Raw genomic sequence first — 18,109 nt, forward strand, 5'->3', positions numbered from 1 at the left:
AAGGCCACCGCCCCTCTTAAGGTCACCCAGATGGACATGCAATCCCGAATCCGCCGACTGTTCCAGAACAGCATCGACACCAAGCAACAGGCAATGGACATCCTGGCACCCTACATCGAGCAGGCCAGCCTGGTCATGGTCAACACCCTGCTCAACGACGGCAAGATGCTCGCCTGCGGCAACGGCGGCTCGGCCGGTGATGCGCAGCATTTCTCTTCGGAGCTGCTCAACCGCTTCGAGCGCGAGCGCCCGAGCCTGCCGGCCATCGCCCTGACCACCGACAGCTCCACGCTCACCTCGATCGCCAACGACTACAGCTACAACGAAATCTTCTCCAAGCAGATCCGCGCCCTGGGCCAGCCCGGCGACGTTCTGCTGGCGATCTCCACCAGCGGCAACTCGGCCAACGTGATCCAGGCGATCCAGGCCGCCCATGACCGCGAAATGATCGTCGTTGCCCTGACCGGGCGCGACGGCGGCGGCATGGCCTCGCTGCTGCTGCCCGAGGACGTGGAAATCCGCGTACCCTCGACCGTGACCGCACGCATCCAGGAAGTCCACCTGCTGGCGATCCACTGTCTGTGCGACCTGATCGACAGCCAACTGTTCGGGAGTGAAGAATGATCTCCAAGCGTCTCGGCCTGATGGCCCTAACCCTGTGCCTGGGTGTCTCCGGCTGCAGTTCCGTGCTGACCTCGACCCGCAACTCGCCGATCGAGGACGACCGCGGCACCCGCACCATCGGCAGCAAGATCGACGATTCGCTGATCGAGACCAAGGTCTCGGTCAACATCGCCAAGGCCAACCCTGAGCTGGACAAGGGCTCGCACATCGTCGTCAGCAGCTACAACGGCGTGGTGCTGCTCGCCGGCCAGACCCCGCGCGCCGACCTCAAGTCCCTCGCCGAGCAGACCGCCGGCCAGGTGCAGCGGGTCAAGAAGGTGCATAACGAGCTGCAAGTGATTCAGCCCTCTTCGATCCTGGCGCGCAACAACGACGCCTGGCTGACCACCAAGATCAAGACCCAGATGCTGACCGACGAAAGCGTTCCCAGCTCGCGCATCAAGGTGATCACCGAGAACGGTATTGTCTACCTGCTCGGCCTGGTCCGGCAGCAGGAGGCCAACGCCGCCACCAACGTGGTGCAGGGCGTGTCGGGCGTGCAGAAGATCGTCAAATTGTTCGAATACATCGACTGACAATCCTTCGGCGGGCGTCATGACGCTCGCCTTTTCCCTCTGATCCAGGAAGTACCCCATGAAAAAGCTGCTGCTGCCCGCCCTGCTGATCGGCGCCTTCGCCACCCTGGCCGGCTGCTCCACCCCGAGCGTGATCACCCTCAACGATGGCCGCGAACTGCAGACCACCGATACCCCGCACTTCGATCGCAACTCCGGCTTCTACGAGTTCAAGCAACTGGACGGCAAGCCGACCCGCATCAACAAGGACCAGGTGCAGAGCATCAAGGACCTGTAATTGCGAAATGGCGGTTCAGCCAGGCCAAGCAAAACGCCCGATGCACAGCATCGGGCGTTTTGTTTTTCAGGGCCTCAGAACGCCCAGTCCAGGGTCAGGCCGACCCCGTGGCTCTTGTCGCGGCTACCCAGCAGTCCGTTGTAATCGAGGTTGACCCGGGCCTGACGGCCCAGGCTGATCCCCGCCCGTGCGCCGACCACCGCCGCATCACGGTCCAGAGACAGCGCCTGGACCTTGTAGGTATCGCCCTGACCGGCAAAGGCCAGGTGCTGGTCGGATCCGGTGGAGCTCAGGTTGTGCTGCCAGCCCAGGGTCGCGGAAAGTTCCACCGCCTGGCCGCTGGACAACTGCAGCTGCTTGCCGGCGCGCATGCCCAGGGTCGAGAGCCAGGCATCGCGGTTATCCCGTCCACCCTTGAGCGCGGCAGCGCCACCATGCTCCTTGAAGCTGTCGCTGGCGATATGCACATAGGCCAGGTTGGCGAACGGCTCCAGGGCCATGCCCGGCACCGCGACCTTCCAGGCGGCCTCGCCGAACACCTGGGTGCTCTGCGCATCGCGCTTGCTCTTCTGGCGATCACTGACCTCGTTGTACTGCAGCTCGCGCTTGGTCTCGATGCGGTGCCAGCTGTGGCTGCCGCCCAGGCTCAGGCGCACCTGCTCCAGTTCCTTACCGGCATAGGCACCCAGGTGGTAGCTGTCGACGCTGGCCGAGGAATGACGACCATCGCCCATGCTCAGCGAGCTGTCGCTGTAGCCGGTGAAGACGCCGACGCGGGTGTCCTCGCTCATCTGCCCATCGACACCCAGCAGCATGCCGCCAATCGAACTGCTGTAGCGCGCATGCCCGGAATCACCGTCGGCCTTGCCCCAGGCTCCCAGGGCTTTGACCCACAGGCCGTTGCCCTGACCGTCCAAGGCCGGAGCGGCGGCGACACCCTGCTGGCGAGTACGCTCGCCCACGGCGTCGCGCAATTGGCGACTGTCGTTGAGCAGCAGGTTGCCCACCGCCGGGTGGATTTCACCGGACAGCTGATCGAACGCCTGCCGGGCGCTGCCGGCATCAGCCGACAACAGCAGGCTCTCATAGACCGGGTTGCCCGCACCGAGCCGATCGGCAGCCGCGGCCACCGAACGCTGGTTGGCGGTCAAGCCGACACTGGCGAAGCTGGCGCTACGTTGCACCGCCAGCTGCACCCCGGTGCCGGTATAGGCCAAGCCACCACCGAGGAACAGCAGGTTGGACTGCACAGCGGCAAAACCGCCCTGCACGCCGCCTGCGGCCTGCAGGATGTCGAACTGACGCCCCACCAGGCTGGTTGCCTGCCGGGACTGCAGCGAAACACCGGGGTTCCGCAGATCCAGGGCCAGGTTCGCACCGTTTACCGAAACCGTGCCATCGCTGACCAGGCGGTCGCTGCCAGTAGCATCAACCTCCACGGCATAGGTCGAGCCCGGCTGGAAGGTCACGTCGGAGGCCACGCGCAAGGTGCCGATTGAGTTGCCCGGCGCCACCACGCCACCACGGTTGACCACCAGCGCACCGATCCGGCCATTGCCACCCAGCACGCCGCCGTCATTGACGGTCACCGTCGATTGCAGCGAGCCATTGACCGCCAGCCGCCCCTGGTTGACCAGGGTCGGCCCGGCATAGGTGTTGTTGCCGCTGAGCACCAGGGTACCGATACCCTGCTTGGTCAGGCCGCCATGGCCGGAGATATCGTTGCTCCACAGGTCCAGCACGCAGCTAAGGTCGTTGCAGCGTCGCTGGGTCGGCCTGCCGGCATCCACCACGGCGCCGACACCCGGCAGATCGACCACGAACTGGCTCGGGCCGTAGCCACCGGCGATGCGGAACTCCTCGGGGATGTCCTGCTCGGTGACCAACATGCCCGGACCGCGGATACCCTTGTCCAGGTTGATCATGCCCCAACCGTACAAGGCATCGATGCCGGGCGCGCCCATGTCGGTGGCGGTGGTGCGCAGCACGCTGGCGATCTGAGCGCCGCTCATGTAGGGGAAGCGCTCCATCAGCACCGCCGCCGCGCCAGCGGCATGGGGCGCGGCCATGGACGTACCGTTCTTGTTGGCGTAGCCCTGGGTCAGGTCTGCCAGGCTGGTGCCGCCGATCACCGCGCTGTAGATCCGGGTACCGGGGGCCGATACGCAGAAGCTTGCGGTATAGCCGCAACGGGAAGAGAACGTACTGACCAGGTAGGGGTTGGCGCTGCTGGTGTCTGGGTTCTGCTGCAACGCCGCGACGGTCAGCCAGTTGGGCGCGATCTCCGGGACGAAGTAGCCCAGCCCGGCAATCGCATCCGGGTTGTTCAGGTTGTAGTCGTTGCCGGCGGCGAAGATCGTCAGCACTCCGCTGCGGGCTGCAGCGATGGCCCCGTCGTAGGCGCCGCCGGGCAAGGTGCCCAGCAGCGGCTGGATCTGCGCGAACTGTGCCCGGGCATCGTCCACGGTGAAATGCGGGAAGTCCGGATTGCGCCCGCCCTTGGCGAAGCGATCGGTGATGCCGATGCCCCAGCTGTTGTTGATGATCCGCGCGCCGCTGGCCACCAGGCTGTCCCAACCGGCCTTGTATACCGCGCCATCGTTGCCCAGGACGATGCCGTCCTCGGGACCGGGGTCGCCGTTGTCCGCGCTGATGATCTGCGCATCATAGGCCACGCCGTGCATCGACTCGCCGTCACGGTTGCCGGCGGCGATCCCGCCGACGTGGGTGCCGTGGGAGCCGAGCTTGCCGTCCGAGCCCACCGACGGGCTGCCGTCATAGCGGAACGCATCGCCGGCCTTCACCGGAATATAGGGGTCGGTGTACTGGCGGATGCCGCTGGTGACCAGGGTCACGATCTTGTCCTTGCCGGCGAACTCGGGGTGCGGGGCGTATACCGGCTGGTCGAAGATCCCCAGTTTCACCCCCTTGCCGCTATAGCCGGCGGCATAGGCGCTGTCGGCGTGGATTGCCCCCAGCCCCCAATCGGCCTTGAACTCGCTGCTGCGCCAGCTGCTGGCGTCACCCAGCCGGCCACTCTCCACATAGGGCGCGGCCTGGGCCGTGCCCATCAACGCCACCCAACCCACCAATGCCCGCCCCAGTGGGGCCAGGGCCCAGCCCTGCGCGAGTGCGCTGTCATCCTTTCTGACTTGCTTCACTACAACCTTCCTTAGTTTTGTTTTGGTTAAGTACCGCGTTGGTCACACTCCGTGTTGCAACGCCTGGCCCAACTCGCGCCAGGGCGTTTCAGAACCGCCATTGCAGGTTGAGTCCCGCGCCATGCTGTTGTTCGCGACTGGCCAGGCGCCCCTGGTAGTCCAGGCTCAGGTCCAGGTCGCGGGTCAGCCCTACCCGTGCCTGCAGCCCCACCAGCGCGGCATCGCGCAAGGCCGGCGCAGTCTCCACCCGGAACGGCAGGTCGCTGCCGGCGAAAGCCAGGTGTTCGCGATCCTGGGTGCCGCTCAGGCGATGCTGCCAGCCCAGGCTTGCCGCCAGTTGCAGGTCCTGTTGCGGGCCTATCTGCCATTGCTGGCGCCCACGCAGGCCCAAGGTGCTGAGCCAGGCGTCGCGCTGCTCGTCACCGGCATGCAGCGCCGCGGCATCGCCTTTCTCGTGGAAGCCGTCGCGTTCCAGGTGCTGGTAGGTCAGGTTGGCGAAAGGTTCCAACTGCACCGCTGGCAACGCCAGGCGATAGGCCGCCTCGGCGAACACCTGCTGGCTGCGGGCATCGACCCGTGCGCGCTGACGACCGGACACCTCGCCATAGGCCAGGTCGCGCCGGACCTCGGCACGATGCCAGCTGTGGCTGGCGCCCAGGCTCAGGCGCAGCTGGTCCAGGTCGTGGCGGACATAGGCGCCCAGGTGATAGCTGTCGACCGTGGCCCGGGAATGGCTGCCGCCCATGCCCAGGGAGCTGTCGCTATAACCTGCGGCCAGGCCGGCCCGGGTCTGCTCGTCAAGGTCATGGTCCACGCCCAACAGCACGCCGCCCAGGGAACTGGTATAGGACTCGCTGCCCTGCACGCCCTCGATGCGCCCCCAACTGCCCAGGCCCTTGAGCCAGAGCTGGGTCGAGCCCGACTCGCTGGCACTCGCTCCAGACGCGCCAGCGCTCAAGGCTCGGTCTTGCACGCGCTCACCCAGGGCATCGCGCAAGACCGAGCCCTGGCTGAGCAGCATCGAGTCCAGCGCCGGGTAGATCTCCCCGGCCAGCTGGCGCAGGCCGTCCCGGGCCTGGTCCGCCGAGGTCGAAAGCAGCAGGCTTTCATACACGGGATTGCCTGGACCCAACCGTTCCACGGCGCCGCCGCTGGCGCGCTGGTTGGGCGTGGCGCCGACGCTGGCGAACGTCGTGGCGCTGCGCGTCACGTCCAGTTGCACGCCGTTGGCTGAATAATCGAGGAAGGTCCCCAGGAACAGGTAGTCGGGCTCGACCTGGGCAAAGCGCCCGTTGACGCCACCCGCCGCCTGCAGGATATCGAACTGGCGCCCCACCAGGCTGGATACCGGGCCGCCGGCCAACAGGTTCGCCCGCGCCTGGGGCTCCAGGCTGAGATTGGCGCCGCCGACACTGGCCTGGCCAGCAACGACGAGCCGGTCGCTGGCCGTGGGCGACAGTTCCACCCGGTAGGTCGAGCCCGGCTGCAAGTCCAGGTTGCCAGCGACATTCAAGGTGCCAATGGAGTTACCCGGGGCCACCACGCCCCCGGCGCTGGCGGTCAGGGCGCCGACCCGCCCATTGCCGCCCAGGGTACCGCCTGCGTTGACCGTCACCGCCGATTGCAGGCTGCCGTTGACCGCCAGCAGGCCGCCATCGACCCGGGTCGGGCCACGGTAGCTGCTGTCCCCCGTGAGTTCGAGCCAGCCAGCCCCGGACTTGACCAGGCTGCCCTGGTAGACACGCTGCGCGGCAGCCGCGTCGCGAGCCATGCCCAGGGCATAGTCGCTGCGATCCTGCTGGCTGGCGCCCGCTGCCAGGCCATGCTCCCAGCCGCGATCCTTGAGGGTCTGCTGCCAGGCCTGGCGCTCCGCGGCGTCCTCGGTTTGACGCTGCACCAAGGCCTGGTCAGAGATGCCGTTGCTCCAGGTATCGCCCTGCCCGCGCCCCAGGTTGACGTCGAATTCACCCAGCAACTGCCCGGGCCCGTGCAACGCCCGGCCCAGGTCCGGGACGCCCCAACCTACCCGGTCACTAGGTCCTTGGGTTGGCGAACCGTCGAGCTGGCGCGAGGTAGTCAGCAGTACTTGCAGGGCCTGCTGGTTGTTCAGGTAGGGATAGCGCTCCATGACCAGGGCCAAGGCCCCGGTGGCATGGGGCGCGGCCATCGAGGTGCCGTTGTAGGTGGCGTAGCCGCCACCGGGCACGGTACTGCTGATCGCCGCACCCGGGGTCGCCAGGCACCAGTACTTGGCGATACCGCACTGGTTGTATTTCTGCTGGTTGTTCTTGTCCAGACCCGACACCGCCAGCCAGTGACCTTCCAGCTCCGGCTGGAAGTACGGCAGCGCCGAGCGCACGCTGGCGTTGGCATAGCCGCTGTTGCCGGCGCTGAATACGTTGATCACGCCGCGGCGCGCCACGTCGCCGGCGGCGTCGAGCCAGGTGTCCTGCTGAAAATGCTGGGCGTAGGCCGCGCGCAAGCCGTCCAGGGTTTGGTAGCTGACATCCTTGGGCTGGCTGCCCCAGCTGTTGTTGATGGCCCGCACACCGGCGTCCACCTGGGCATCGTAGACCGCCTTGAAATACTTGGGGTCAGGGCCGGGACCGAACAAAAACTTGTCGTCGTGGTTGGTGTTGCCCACGTAGACCTGGGCATTGAAGGCCACGCCATGCATGCCAGCGCCATCACGGGCCGCACCCATGGTGCCGGTGACATGGGTGCCATGGCTGTCGTTGGCGCCATTGAGCACCCCGGACACGCTGAACGGAGTGCCGTCCAGATACTGGCCGGTGGCGGTAACCGAGTGAAAACGTCCGGGACTGGCTTCGGGATGGGCGGCATCGAACCCCGAGTCCAAGGCGCCGATGCTGACCCCGGCGCCGGTGATGCCGGCGGCATAGGCTTGGCTCGCCTGCATGCGCTCCAGGCCCCAGTCCTGCTGGTACTCGGCCGACCGCCAGCTGGCGGGGTCGCCCGGGCGACCGGTTTCCTGGTAGGCCGCCGCAGCAGACAGCGGCAGTCCGGTGGCGAACGCCAGGCACAGGGTGCCCGTCAGCGCCTTGAGCTGATCACATCTCACATCCATGTCGATGACTTCTCTTGTTTTTGTTGTCGGGTCGCCCGTCCTGGGTCGACCGGTGTGTCGCTGCATTACCTGGCCGCAAGGCCCCATCGAGCCAGAGGCGGTTTCCCGCCCCTGGCCAGGTTACTTCGGCCTCAGGCCTGGAGGCAGCCTTCGGCTGCAAGTCGTGAGCTTCTGAAATTGATTACGATATGTCAATCGGCGTTAATAAATAGCCAACAGCTGTCACAAAACACAGGCATGCGCTCCATGAGGCTCGCGCAGCGGCCGGGATCTTCTTGCTGCGTAGTTACTTGACCACCTTCAGGCTTGGACGGCCACTCGGGCGCGGCGGCTCGGGCGGACCTTGGTCATCCGGCTCCACGGCGTCGTCTTCAAGGTCATCCTCATCCTCGAGCGGTGGCTCCAGCTCGAAGACCATACCCTGACCGTTCTCCCGGGCGTAGATCCCGAGGATGGCGCCGACCGGCACAAAGAGCGAGTGCGCCACGCCGCCGAAGCGGCCTTCGAAGCTCACCGCCTCGTTGTCCATGTGCAGGCTGCGCACGGCACTGGGAGAAATGTTCAGGACGATCTGGCCATCGCTGGCAAAACCCTGGGGCACCTGGACCGCCGGATACTCGGCATTGACCAGCATATGCGGCGTGCAATCGTTGTCGACGATCCACTCGTACAGCGCACGAACCAGATAGGGGCGACTGGAGTTCATCAACGGTTCCTCTTAAACCTTGCGCATTTCACGTTCGGCAGCGGACAGGCTCGCCTGGAAAGGCTCGCGGGCGAACTGTCGCTCCATGTAATCCAGCAGCGGCTTGGCCTGCCGCGGCAATTCGATACCCATCACCTGCAAGCGCCAGAGTATGGGCAGTAGACAGCAATCGACCAGGCTTTGCTCCTCGCTCATGAAGCAGGCCATCTCGCCGAACAGCGGGGCCACGCCGGTCAGGCTCTCGCGCAGTTCCTTGCGCGCCTGGGTGCGTGCCGCCTCGCTGCTGCGCGCATCGAGCACGGTGTCGGCCAGGGCGCACCAGTCACGCTGGATGCGGTGCATCAGCAGGCGGCTGTTGCCCCGGGCCACCGGGTAGACCGGCATCAGCGGCGGGTGCGGGTAACGCTCCTCGAGGTACTCCATCACCACGGTCGACTCGTACAGCGCCAGGTCGCGATCGACCAGGGTCGGCAAGCTGCCGTAAGGGTTCACTTCAATCAGCTTGGGCGGCAGGCGATTGGCGTCGACATCGATGATCTGCACCGTGACGCCTTTCTCCGCGAGCACCAGGCGGACCCGATGAGAGTAATGATCAGCGGGGTCGGAATAGCAGGCTAACCTGTTGGTTGCGCCCATGTAGCGCCTCCTCGCACGGGATGCTTGTAAAACTTCAAATGAAAACGCGCCCGGGGCGCCCCAGCAATATCGCTGGAGCCCCCCGGGCGCGTTCAACTACCAGAAACTACTGCGTGATCAGTGCACGTCCTTCCAGTATTCGCGCTTGAGCAAGTAGGCGAACACGAAGAAGAAAGCCAGGTACAGCAACACGTAGGTACCGATGCGCTGGCTTTCCAGTTTGACCGGGTTGGCCGAATAGGCCAGGAAGGTCACCAGGTTCTTGACCTTCTCGTCGAACTGCTCGGCCGTCAGGGTACCGGATTTCTCCTCCACGGTCAGCTGGTCGCATGCTTCATGGGTCAGCGGACTGCCAGTCAGCGGGTCGAACTGCTTCTTGCCATCGACTTCGGTCTGCACCTGCTTGCAACCGATCACCTGGTTGCCCTGCAGGCCCACCAGCACGTTGGGCATGCCGACGTTGGGGAAGACCTTGTTGTTCACCCCGTATGGTCGCGACTTGTCCTCGTAGAAGCTGCGCAGGTAGGTGTACAGCCAGTCGTTGCCACGCACCCGGGCGACCAGGGTCAGGTCGGGCGGCGCGGCGCCGAACCAGGTCTTGGCATCGTTGGGCTGCATGCCGATCTTCATGTGGTCGCCGATCTTGGCGCCGGTGAACACCAGGTTCTCGAGCATCAGCTCATGGGGAATCCCCAGGTCGTCGGCCACGCGCTCATAGCGTTGGAACTTGGCGCTGTGGCAGCCCATGCAATAGTTGGCGAAGGTGCGCGCGCCATCCTGCATCGCGGCCTTGTCGGTCAGGTCGATATCGACCTTGTCCAGCTCCAGGCCATGTTCGGCGGCGAACGACAGGCTAGGCATCAGTGCCAGCAAGCATACTGCAATCAACTTTTTCATCAGCCAGTCACCCTTTCCGGAACCGGTTTGGTCTTCTCGAGCCTTGTGTAGAACGGCATCAGCAGGAAGTAGGCGAAGTACAGCACCGTGCACACCTGCGACAGCAAGGTACGTCCCGGGGTTGGCGCCAGTACGCCCAGCACGCCAAGGATGACGAAGGACACGCAGAACACCAGCAACCAGATCTTGCTCAGCCAGCCCTTGTAGCGCATGGAGCGCACGGGGCTGCGGTCCAGCCAGGGCAACACGAACAGCACGGCGATCGCCGCACCCATGGCGATGACCCCGAACAACTTGTCGGGCACCGCACGGAGGATCGCGTAGAACGGCGTGAAGTACCACACAGGCGCGATGTGCTCAGGGGTCTTGAAGGCGTTGGCCTGTTCGAAGTTCGGTTTTTCCAGGAAGTAGCCACCCATTTCCGGGAAGAAGAACACCACCGCGCAGAACACGAAGAGGAACACCACCACACCGGCGATATCCTTGACGGTGTAGTACGGGTGGAACGGGATGCCATCCAGCGGAATGCCGTTCTCGTCCTTGTTCTTCTTGATATCCACACCATCGGGGTTGTTCGAACCCACTTCGTGCAGTGCCAGGATGTGCAGCACCACCAGGCCGAGGATCACGATCGGCAGGGCCACCACATGCAGGGCGAAGAAGCGGTTCAAGGTGATGCCGGAGATCAGGTAGTCACCACGGATCCACTGGGTCAGGTCGTCACCGATGACCGGGATCGCGCCGAACAGCGAGATGATCACCTGGGCACCCCAGTAGGACATCTGGCCCCACGGCAGCAGGTAGCCCATGAAGGCCTCGGCCATCAGCGCCAGGTAGATCAGCATGCCGAACAGCCAGACCAGCTCGCGCGGCTTCTGGTAGGAGCCGTAGAGCAGCCCGCGGAACATGTGCAGGTAGACCACGATGAAGAACGCCGACGCACCGGTGGAGTGCAGGTAGCGCAGGATCCAGCCGTACTCGACGTCGCGCATGATGTACTCGACCGAGGCGAAGGCCTCTTCCGCCGAGGGGGTGAAACTCATGGTCAGCCACACGCCGGTGACGATCTGGTTGACCAGCACCAGCAGTGCCAGGGAGCCGAAGAAGTACAGGAAGTTGAAGTTCTTGGGCGCGTAATACTTGCTCAGGTGGTCTTCCCACATCTTCGTCGCGGGGAAGCGCGCATCGATCCACTCCATGAACTTGCTCATCATGCGTTCTCCTGATCGACGCCGATGACGATGATTTCGTCCGACTCGTACGAGTGCGGTGGCACTGGCAGGTTAAGAGGCGCCGGCTGGGACTTGTAGACGCGCCCGGCGAGGTCGTAGTGCGAGCCGTGGCACGGGCAGAAATAGCCACCGACCCATTTCGGGCCCAGGTCGGCGGGAGCGACTTCAGGACGGAACGTCGGCGAGCAGCCCAGGTGCGTGCACAGGCCGACCAGGATGAGGATCTCGGGCTTGATCGAGCGAACTTGCGGATCGACGTAGGTCGGCTGCACCGACGCCTTGGATTCGGGGTCGGACAGCTCGCCGGTGATCTTTTTCAGATTTCCGAGGATCTCTTCCGTTCGCCGCACGATGAATACAGGTTGACCGCGCCACTCGGCCACCATCTGCTGGCCGGGCTCGACCTTGGCGATATTGACCTTCACCGGTGCCCCTGCGGCTTTCGCCTTGGCACTGGGAAACCATGACCCCACGAACGGTACCGCTGCCCCCACTGCCCCCGCTGCCCCGACCACGGATGTCGCGGCTACGAGGAAGCGGCGCCGGCCTGCGTTGACGCCGTCATTGCTCATTCAGTCCTCTCCCATCAGCTTGCTTGGCCTGTTCTAACAGGCATCTACTTAGGTACGTCTGTGGCACTAAAAATTGGCCGCAATGGTAAGGAACAAATCCACACGCTGACAAGGTGATTACCCGCTGGTCGGGCCACTACCCTCGCTTTGCTTGATCTGCGTCTATGCGACAAACGGCCACGGACTAGCAAACAGGTTAGTTGAAGACATAAAAAAAGCCCGGTTCCAAAAAGGAACCGGGCTTTTTTCGACTGCCGAAGCGGTATTAACGCTTGGAGTACTGAGGACGCTTACGCGCTTTACGCAGACCCACTTTCTTACGCTCGACTTCACGAGCGTCGCGGGTGACGAAGCCAGCACGACGCAGGGCGCCACGCAGGGTTTCGTCGTATTCCATCAGGGCGCGGGTGATGCCGTGGCGGATTGCACCGGCTTGACCGCTGACACCACCACCGGAAACGGTGACGTAGATGTCGAACTTCTCAACGGTCTCGGTCAGTTCCAGCGGCTGGCGAACAACCATGCGAGCGGTTTCGCGGCCGAAGAACACGTCCAGAGAACGGTTGTTGATGGAAATGTTGCCAGTGCCCGGACGCAGGAATACACGTGCGGTTGCGGTCTTGCGACGGCCAGTGCCGTAGTTTTGAGTCGCCGACATAATGAACTATCCCGTTAGATCTTCAGTTCTTGAGGCTGCTGAGCAGTGTGTGGGTGAGCTGCACCCGCGTACACTTTCAGCTTGCGGTACATGTCGCGACCCAGCGGGTTCTTCGGCAGCATGCCTTTGACCGCGGTTTCGATAACACGCTCAGGGGCCTTGGCGATCAACTTCTCGAAGTTGATTTCCTTGATACCGCCCGGGAAGCCGGAGTGGGAGTAGTACATCTTGTCGGAAGACTTGGCACCAGTCACACGGATTTGCTCGGCGTTGATGACGACGATGTAGTCGCCGGTGTCAACGTGAGGGGTGTATTCTGGCTTGTGCTTGCCACGCAGGCGGCTAGCGATTTCGGTAGCCAGACGACCCAGGGTCTGACCAGCGGCGTCGACTACGAACCACTCGCGCTTTACTGTTTCCGGTTTAGCAGTAAAAGTTTTCATTCTCTAAAGCCTCAGAGGCCGCCCAGCGAAAAATAGACGGCGAATCTTACTGGATAGTGCACAGCTTGCCAAGGGCAAGCGCGCAGCCGAACGCTGACGCTTTTGGGGGCTCGGGTCGGGCACGCCAATGTTCGACAAGGGTTCCCTTTGTGGTGGTGCATCACTTCCGCCACACGGAGAGGGGCCGAATTATCCAGATTGCAGGAAAAATTTCAACCTGCTTTTATGGACCTCTTTGCCACGGAGCGCCTTCCCGATGGATTACCGCAAGCTCGCTCGTACCGACCTCAACGTCAGCGCCCTGTGCCTGGGCACCATGACCTGGGGCGAGCAGAACACCCAGGATGACGCCTTCGCCCAGATCAAGCTGGCCAAGGCCCACGGCATCAACTTCATCGACACCGCCGAGATGTACCCGGTGCCGCCGCGCCCGGAAACCTATGCCGCCACCGAACGCATCATCGGCAACTGGTTCGCCGCCAACGGCGACCGCGACGACTGGATCCTCGCCAGCAAGGTCGCCGGCCCCGGCAACGGCATCAGCCATATCCGCGACGGCCAGCTCAAGCACAACCGCCAGCACATCGTCGCCGCCCTGGACGAGAGCCTGAAGCGCCTGCAGACCGACCGCATCGACCTGTACCAGTTGCACTGGCCCGAGCGCAGCACCAACTTCTTCGGCAAGCTCGGCTACCAGCACCTGCCCCAGGACATCTTCACTCCGCTGGAGGAAACCCTGGAGGTGCTCGACGACCAGGTGCGCGCCGGCAAGATCCGTCATATCGGCCTGTCCAACGAAACCCCATGGGGCACCCTGAAGTTCCTGCACCTGGCCGAGACCCGCGGCTGGCCGCGGGCGGTGTCGATCCAGAACCCCTACAACCTGCTCAACCGCAGCTTCGAGGTGGGCCTGGCGGAGGTGGCGATCCGCGAGCAGTGCGGTCTGCTGGCCTATTCGCCGCTGGCCTTCGGCATGCTCTCGGGCAAGTACCAGGACGGCGCCCGCCCGGCAAACGCCCGCCTGACCCTGTACAGCCGCTTCGCCCGCTACTCCAACCCGCAGACCGTGGCCGCCTGCGACCGCTACGTGCAGCTGGCTCGCGAGCATGGGCTGGACCCGGCGCAGATGGCGCTGGCGTTCGTGACGCGCCAGCCGTTCGTAACCAGCAACATCATCGGCGCCACCAGCATCGAACAGTTGCAGAGCAATATCGACAGCCAGGCGCTGAACCTGGGCGATGAGCTGCTGGCGGCGATCGAGGCGGTGCATCAGGAGCAGCCGAACCCGGCGCCTTGAGCGTAGCCCCCATCGCGAGGCAGGCGTGGGAGCGGGCTTGCCCCGCGAGGGAGATCGTACTTTGGCGGGGTAGACACAATCGCCAAAAAATAAGACGATCCAGCCGGTGATTGACCACTCTACCCTATAAGAACAATGACAATGATGTTTACCCAACCCTCCGCGTCCTTGCGGCGCGTCAGCATCCTGGCCGTGGATAAAGTGTTCGCTTCGACACTGATGCAGGCCAAGGATTTCTTCCACCTGGCCAGCCTGCGCTACAGCAAGCAGCTGGGCCTGGGCCTGCAGCCGATGTTCGAGATCGGCCTGGTGAGCCCGGACGGCTTGCCCGTGGACAGCTTCAGCAACGTGCAGCTGCCGGTCGACAGCGGCCTGAACGACGCCGACGTGATCATCCTGCCGGCGTTCTGGGACGACTTCGACAACCTGCTGCAACGCTATCCCCAGGTCCTGCCCTGGTTGCGCGAGCAGCATGCCCGTGGCGCGGTGCTGTGCGCCGAGGCCAGCGGCGTGTTCTGGCTGGCCGAATCCGGGCTGCTCGATGGCAAGGAGGCGACCACCTACTGGCGCTTCTTCGCCAACTTCGCCGAGCGCTTCCCGAAGATCCGCCTGAACCAGGACAAGCACCTGACCGACGCCGACAACCTGTACTGCGCCGGCGGCACCACCTCAGCCTGCGACCTGTACATCTACCTGATCGAGCGTTTCTGCGGCGCCAACGTGGCCCGCGCCGTGGCCCGCGACATCCTCTACGAGGTGCAGCGCAGCTACACCCCGGGGCGCATGGGCTTCGGCGGCCAGAAGCTGCACCAGGACCTGATCATCCTGCAGATCCAGCACTGGCTCGAGGAACACTTCGCCGACAAGTTCCGCTTCGAGGACGTGGCCCGCAACCACGGCATGAGCATCCGCAACTTCATGCGCCGCTTCCAGAGCGCCACCGGCGACAAGCCCCTGCACTACCTTCAGCGGCTACGGATCGAGACGGCCAAGGGCCTGCTGTCGAGCACGCGCAAGAGCATCAAGACCATCAGCTACGAGGTGGGGTACGACGACGCGAGCTTCTTCGCCCGGTTGTTCCGCCAGCACACGGAGCTGTCGCCGAACCAGTATCGGCAGCAGTTCATGCAGGAGGCCTGAGCCTTCTATCGTGGGAGCGGGCTTGCCCCGCGATGGCGCCAGATCAGACAAAAGGGCTGTTTGATCTGGCGCCATCGCGGGGCAAGCCCGCTCCCACGACAGGAATGGCTTACGGCTTGTGCGCCCGCGACAGGAACTCGTGGGACTGCATCTCCAGCAACCGGCTCAGGGTCCGCTGGAACTCGAAGCTCAGGCGCCCGCCGGTGTACAGGTCCTTGAGCTCCACCTCGGCCGAGATGATCAGCTTCACGTTACGGTCGTAGAACTCGTCGACCATGTTGATGAAGCGCCGGGCGATGTCGTCGGTGGTCACGCCCATCTGCTCGACGTTGCTCAGCAGCACGGCGTGGAAGATCTTGCCCAGCTCGATGTAGTCGTTCTGGCTGCGCGGCCCATCGCACAGGGCACGGAAGTCGAACCAGGCGACGTCGTCGCAGGTGCGCAGGGCATGAATCTCGCGGTTCTCGATCATCAGCACGTCGTTCTCGACGGCCTGGGTGCACTCTGGGGTCAACGCTTTGAAGCTGGCGCGCAGGCTTTCATGCGCCGCGTCGTCGAGCGGGAAGTGGAACAGCTCGGCCTGTTCCAGGTGGCGCAACCGGTAGTCCACCCCGCTGTCGACGTTCACCACATCGGTGTACTGCTTGATCATGGCGATGGCCGGCAGGAAGCGCGCGCGCTGCAGGCCGTCCTTGTACAGGCCGTCCGGCACGATGTTGGAGGTGGCCACCAGCGACACGCCGTTCTTGAACAGCTCTTCCATCAGGGTGCCGAGGATCATCGCATCGGTGATGTCGGAGACGAAGAACTCGTCGAAGCAGATCACCTTGGCCTCTTCGCTGAAGCGCTTGGCGATGATGGTCAACGGGTTCTTCTCGCCCTTGAGGGTCTTCATTTCCTCATGGACGCGCTTCATGAAACGGTGGAAGTGCGTGCGCATCTTCTGCTTGAAGGGCAGCGCTTCATAGAAGGTGTCGACCAGGTAGGTCTTGCCTCGCCCTACCCCACCCCAGAAGTACAGGCCCTTGACCGGCGTCTGCTCCTTCTTGCCGAACAGCTTGCCGAACATGCCCGGCTTGTTGTTCTGCGCGCGCACCAGGTCATCGTACAGGCGCTGCAGGTGACGCACCGCAGTTTCCTGCGCCGCGTCATGGAAGAAGTCGGGACGTTTCAGATCTGCTTGATATCGTTCTAGGGGCGTCATGATTTCGTTAGCGAGGCAACAAAAAACGGGCCGTCACTGTAGCGACCGGCCCGCCTGATGGCAATGATACATGCGACCACTTGCCTCATTACCTGCACCTGTAGGAGCGGCCTTGCGCCGCGAAAGGGCTGCGCAGCGGCCCCGGGATCTCCGTTTCATGCAGAACTGCCGGGGCCGCTTCGCGCCCCTTTCGCGGCACAAGGCCGCTCCTACAGGGGAAGCGCTCAGTCCTGCTGTGGCGCCAGGGCCTCGCGCAGGCTTGCGATGGCTGCATCACGGGCCTCAGCGGCCTCGAACTGCGGCCCGTCGGCAACCTGCTCACCTTCCAGCCACAGGCTGAAGCTCAGGCCCTCGACCCGTACATCGGCCTCGCCACCTTGCTGCAGTTGCTTGCTCACCGCCCCTGCGCTCTTGCCATCGGCGAAGCTGCGCGACAGCAGCAGTTGCTCGCCATCGGCGGCCAGCAGGCGGAAACGGAAGCTGCCGTCTTCATCGCGGAAGCTGACAAAGCGGGCGGCCTTGGCGGCCTTCTTCTTCACTTCGGTGCTGGCCTGGACCGCCGTGCGGAACGAACGCAGGCCAACCGCCTCGCGCAGCTGCTCGAGGAACGGCGTGGCGATCTTGCGGGCCTTGGCGGCACCGGTAAGGAGAATGTCCTCCAGATCCGACGGGCGCGAGATCAGCTGGTGATAGTGCTCGCGCTTTTCCGCCAGCTGGCCGTCGAGCAGCTGGAACAGACGCTGCTTGGCCTCGCCCCAGCCCAGGCCCTGCACCAGCTCTTCGCGGAACTCGGCGCACTGCGCTGGCGTGGAGAAGGCCTGGAACAGGGTGAACAGGTGCGAATTGTCCGGGTCCTTGGCCTCGCCCGGCGCCTTGGAGTCGGTGACGATGCGCGAGATGGCGTCCTTCATGTCCTTGGCGCTGGTGAACAGCGGGATGGTGTTGTCGTAGCTCTTGGACATCTTGCGACCGTCCAGGCCCGGCAGGGTGGCGACGCTCTCCTCGATCACCGCCTCCGGCAGGGCGAAGAAGTCCTTGCCCTGGCCGAACAGGTGGTTGAAGCGCTGGCCGATGTCGCGGGCCATTTCCACGTGCTGGATCTGGTCGCGGCCGACCGGTACCTTGTTGGCGTTGAACATCAGGATGTCGGCGGCCATCAGCACCGGGTAGCTGAACAGGCCCATGGTCACGCCGGCATCCGGGTCTTCGCCGGCCTCGACGTTCTTGTCCACCGAGGCCTTGTAGGCGTGGGCGCGGTTGAGCAGACCCTTGGCGGCGACGCAGGTCAGCAGCCAGGTCAGCTCGGGGATCTCGGGGATGTCCGACTGACGGTAGAAGGTCACCTTGTCCGGATCCAGGCCACCGGCCAGCCAGGTGGCGGCGATTTCCAGGCGCGAGCGCTGGATGCGCTGCGGGTCGTCGCACTTGATCAGGGCGTGGTAGTCGGCCAGGAAGTAGAACGAGTCGACGCCGGGCTGCTGGCTGGCGAGGATGGCCGGACGGATGGCGCCGGCGTAGTTGCCCAGGTGCGGGGTGCCGGTGGTGGTGATACCGGTGAGGATGCGCGTGGTCATGGGTGTTCGCTTATTCAGGCTTGGC

16 protein-coding genes are annotated in these 18,109 nt (G+C 64.2%); 5 read left to right on the plus strand and 11 right to left on the minus strand.

The annotated features are described in order from the left end of the window. The first annotated feature begins 30 nt into the window (after positions 1-30). The 3 genes from LU671_RS00790 to LU671_RS00800 are packed head-to-tail and all read left to right on the plus strand — an operon-like array spanning position 31 to position 1,476. Positions 31-624, plus strand: a complete 594-nt coding sequence (locus LU671_RS00790; protein ID WP_198744430.1) for a phosphoheptose isomerase — start codon at positions 31-33, stop codon at positions 622-624. Then, positions 621-1,199, plus strand: coding sequence for a BON domain-containing protein (locus tag LU671_RS00795; protein ID WP_050703839.1), 579 nt, complete (start codon positions 621-623; stop codon positions 1,197-1,199). The genes LU671_RS00790 and LU671_RS00795 overlap by 4 nt, the downstream gene beginning before the upstream one ends. A 58-nt stretch (positions 1,200-1,257) precedes the next feature. Continuing rightward, complete coding sequence (locus tag LU671_RS00800; RefSeq protein WP_028689754.1) at positions 1,258-1,476, plus strand: YgdI/YgdR family lipoprotein; 219 nt, start codon at positions 1,258-1,260, stop codon at positions 1,474-1,476. 74 nt (positions 1,477-1,550) lie between these two features. Here LU671_RS00800 and LU671_RS00805 read toward each other — a convergent pair whose 3' ends face one another. The 9 genes from LU671_RS00805 to rplM form a co-directional block, all read right to left on the minus strand. Continuing rightward, positions 1,551-4,547 carry an autotransporter domain-containing protein gene (locus tag LU671_RS00805; RefSeq protein ID WP_232854779.1) on the minus strand — a complete coding sequence of 999 codons (2,997 nt, stop codon included), beginning with the start codon at positions 4,545-4,547 and terminating at the stop codon, positions 1,551-1,553. Between the two features lie 178 nt (positions 4,548-4,725). Continuing rightward, entirely contained in the window at positions 4,726-7,725 is a 3,000-nt protein-coding gene (gene eprS, locus LU671_RS00810) for an autotransporter serine peptidase EprS (RefSeq protein ID WP_232854673.1), read from the minus strand. A 286-nt stretch (positions 7,726-8,011) separates the two neighbouring features. Continuing rightward, the gene (locus LU671_RS00815) at positions 8,012-8,431 is read right to left on the minus strand and encodes a ClpXP protease specificity-enhancing factor (protein WP_203647915.1); all 420 of its coding nucleotides are present in this window, start codon (positions 8,429-8,431) and stop codon (positions 8,012-8,014) included. Between the two features lie 12 nt (positions 8,432-8,443). Next, entirely contained in the window at positions 8,444-9,067 is a 624-nt protein-coding gene (locus LU671_RS00820) for a glutathione S-transferase N-terminal domain-containing protein (RefSeq protein ID WP_232854674.1), read from the minus strand. Positions 9,068-9,184: 117 nt separating this feature from the next. Further along, entirely contained in the window at positions 9,185-9,964 is a 780-nt protein-coding gene (locus LU671_RS00825; RefSeq protein WP_050703833.1) for a cytochrome c1, read from the minus strand. Further along, complete coding sequence (locus LU671_RS00830) at positions 9,964-11,175, minus strand: cytochrome b (protein ID WP_203647917.1); 1,212 nt, start codon at positions 11,173-11,175, stop codon at positions 9,964-9,966. Before LU671_RS00830 ends, LU671_RS00825 begins: the two co-directional genes overlap by 1 nt. Further along, positions 11,175-11,768 carry a ubiquinol-cytochrome c reductase iron-sulfur subunit gene (gene petA / locus LU671_RS00835; protein ID WP_023628711.1) on the minus strand — a complete coding sequence of 198 codons (594 nt, stop codon included), beginning with the start codon at positions 11,766-11,768 and terminating at the stop codon, positions 11,175-11,177. The genes LU671_RS00830 and petA overlap by 1 nt, the downstream gene beginning before the upstream one ends. 265 nt (positions 11,769-12,033) lie before the next feature. Then, entirely contained in the window at positions 12,034-12,426 is a 393-nt protein-coding gene (gene rpsI, locus LU671_RS00840) for a 30S ribosomal protein S9 (RefSeq protein WP_043198013.1), read from the minus strand. A gap of 14 nt (positions 12,427-12,440) precedes the next feature. Then, positions 12,441-12,869, minus strand: coding sequence for a 50S ribosomal protein L13 (rplM, locus tag LU671_RS00845; RefSeq protein WP_008097538.1), 429 nt, complete (start codon positions 12,867-12,869; stop codon positions 12,441-12,443). Positions 12,870-13,125: 256 nt separating this feature from the next. Here rplM and LU671_RS00850 point away from each other — a divergent pair, with 256 nt between their 5' ends. Further along, entirely contained in the window at positions 13,126-14,166 is a 1,041-nt protein-coding gene (locus tag LU671_RS00850; protein WP_232854675.1) for an NADP(H)-dependent aldo-keto reductase, read from the plus strand. A 243-nt stretch (positions 14,167-14,409) separates the two neighbouring features. Further along, a complete protein-coding gene (locus tag LU671_RS00855) occupies positions 14,410-15,306 on the plus strand; it encodes a GlxA family transcriptional regulator (protein WP_203652703.1) in 897 nt (298 codons plus the stop codon). A gap of 109 nt (positions 15,307-15,415) precedes the next feature. Here the strand turns inward: LU671_RS00855 and zapE are convergent, their stop codons facing one another. After that, complete coding sequence (zapE, locus tag LU671_RS00860; RefSeq protein WP_203647919.1) at positions 15,416-16,510, minus strand: cell division protein ZapE; 1,095 nt, start codon at positions 16,508-16,510, stop codon at positions 15,416-15,418. 224 nt (positions 16,511-16,734) lie between these two features. Beyond that, complete coding sequence (locus tag LU671_RS00865; RefSeq protein ID WP_232854676.1) at positions 16,735-18,084, minus strand: tryptophan--tRNA ligase; 1,350 nt, start codon at positions 18,082-18,084, stop codon at positions 16,735-16,737. Positions 18,085-18,109: the final 25 nt, after the last annotated feature.

This window comes from Pseudomonas sp. NMI760_13, assembly GCF_021283245.1.
In the GTDB taxonomy this organism is placed as follows: domain Bacteria; phylum Pseudomonadota; class Gammaproteobacteria; order Pseudomonadales; family Pseudomonadaceae; genus Aquipseudomonas; species Aquipseudomonas peradeniyensis.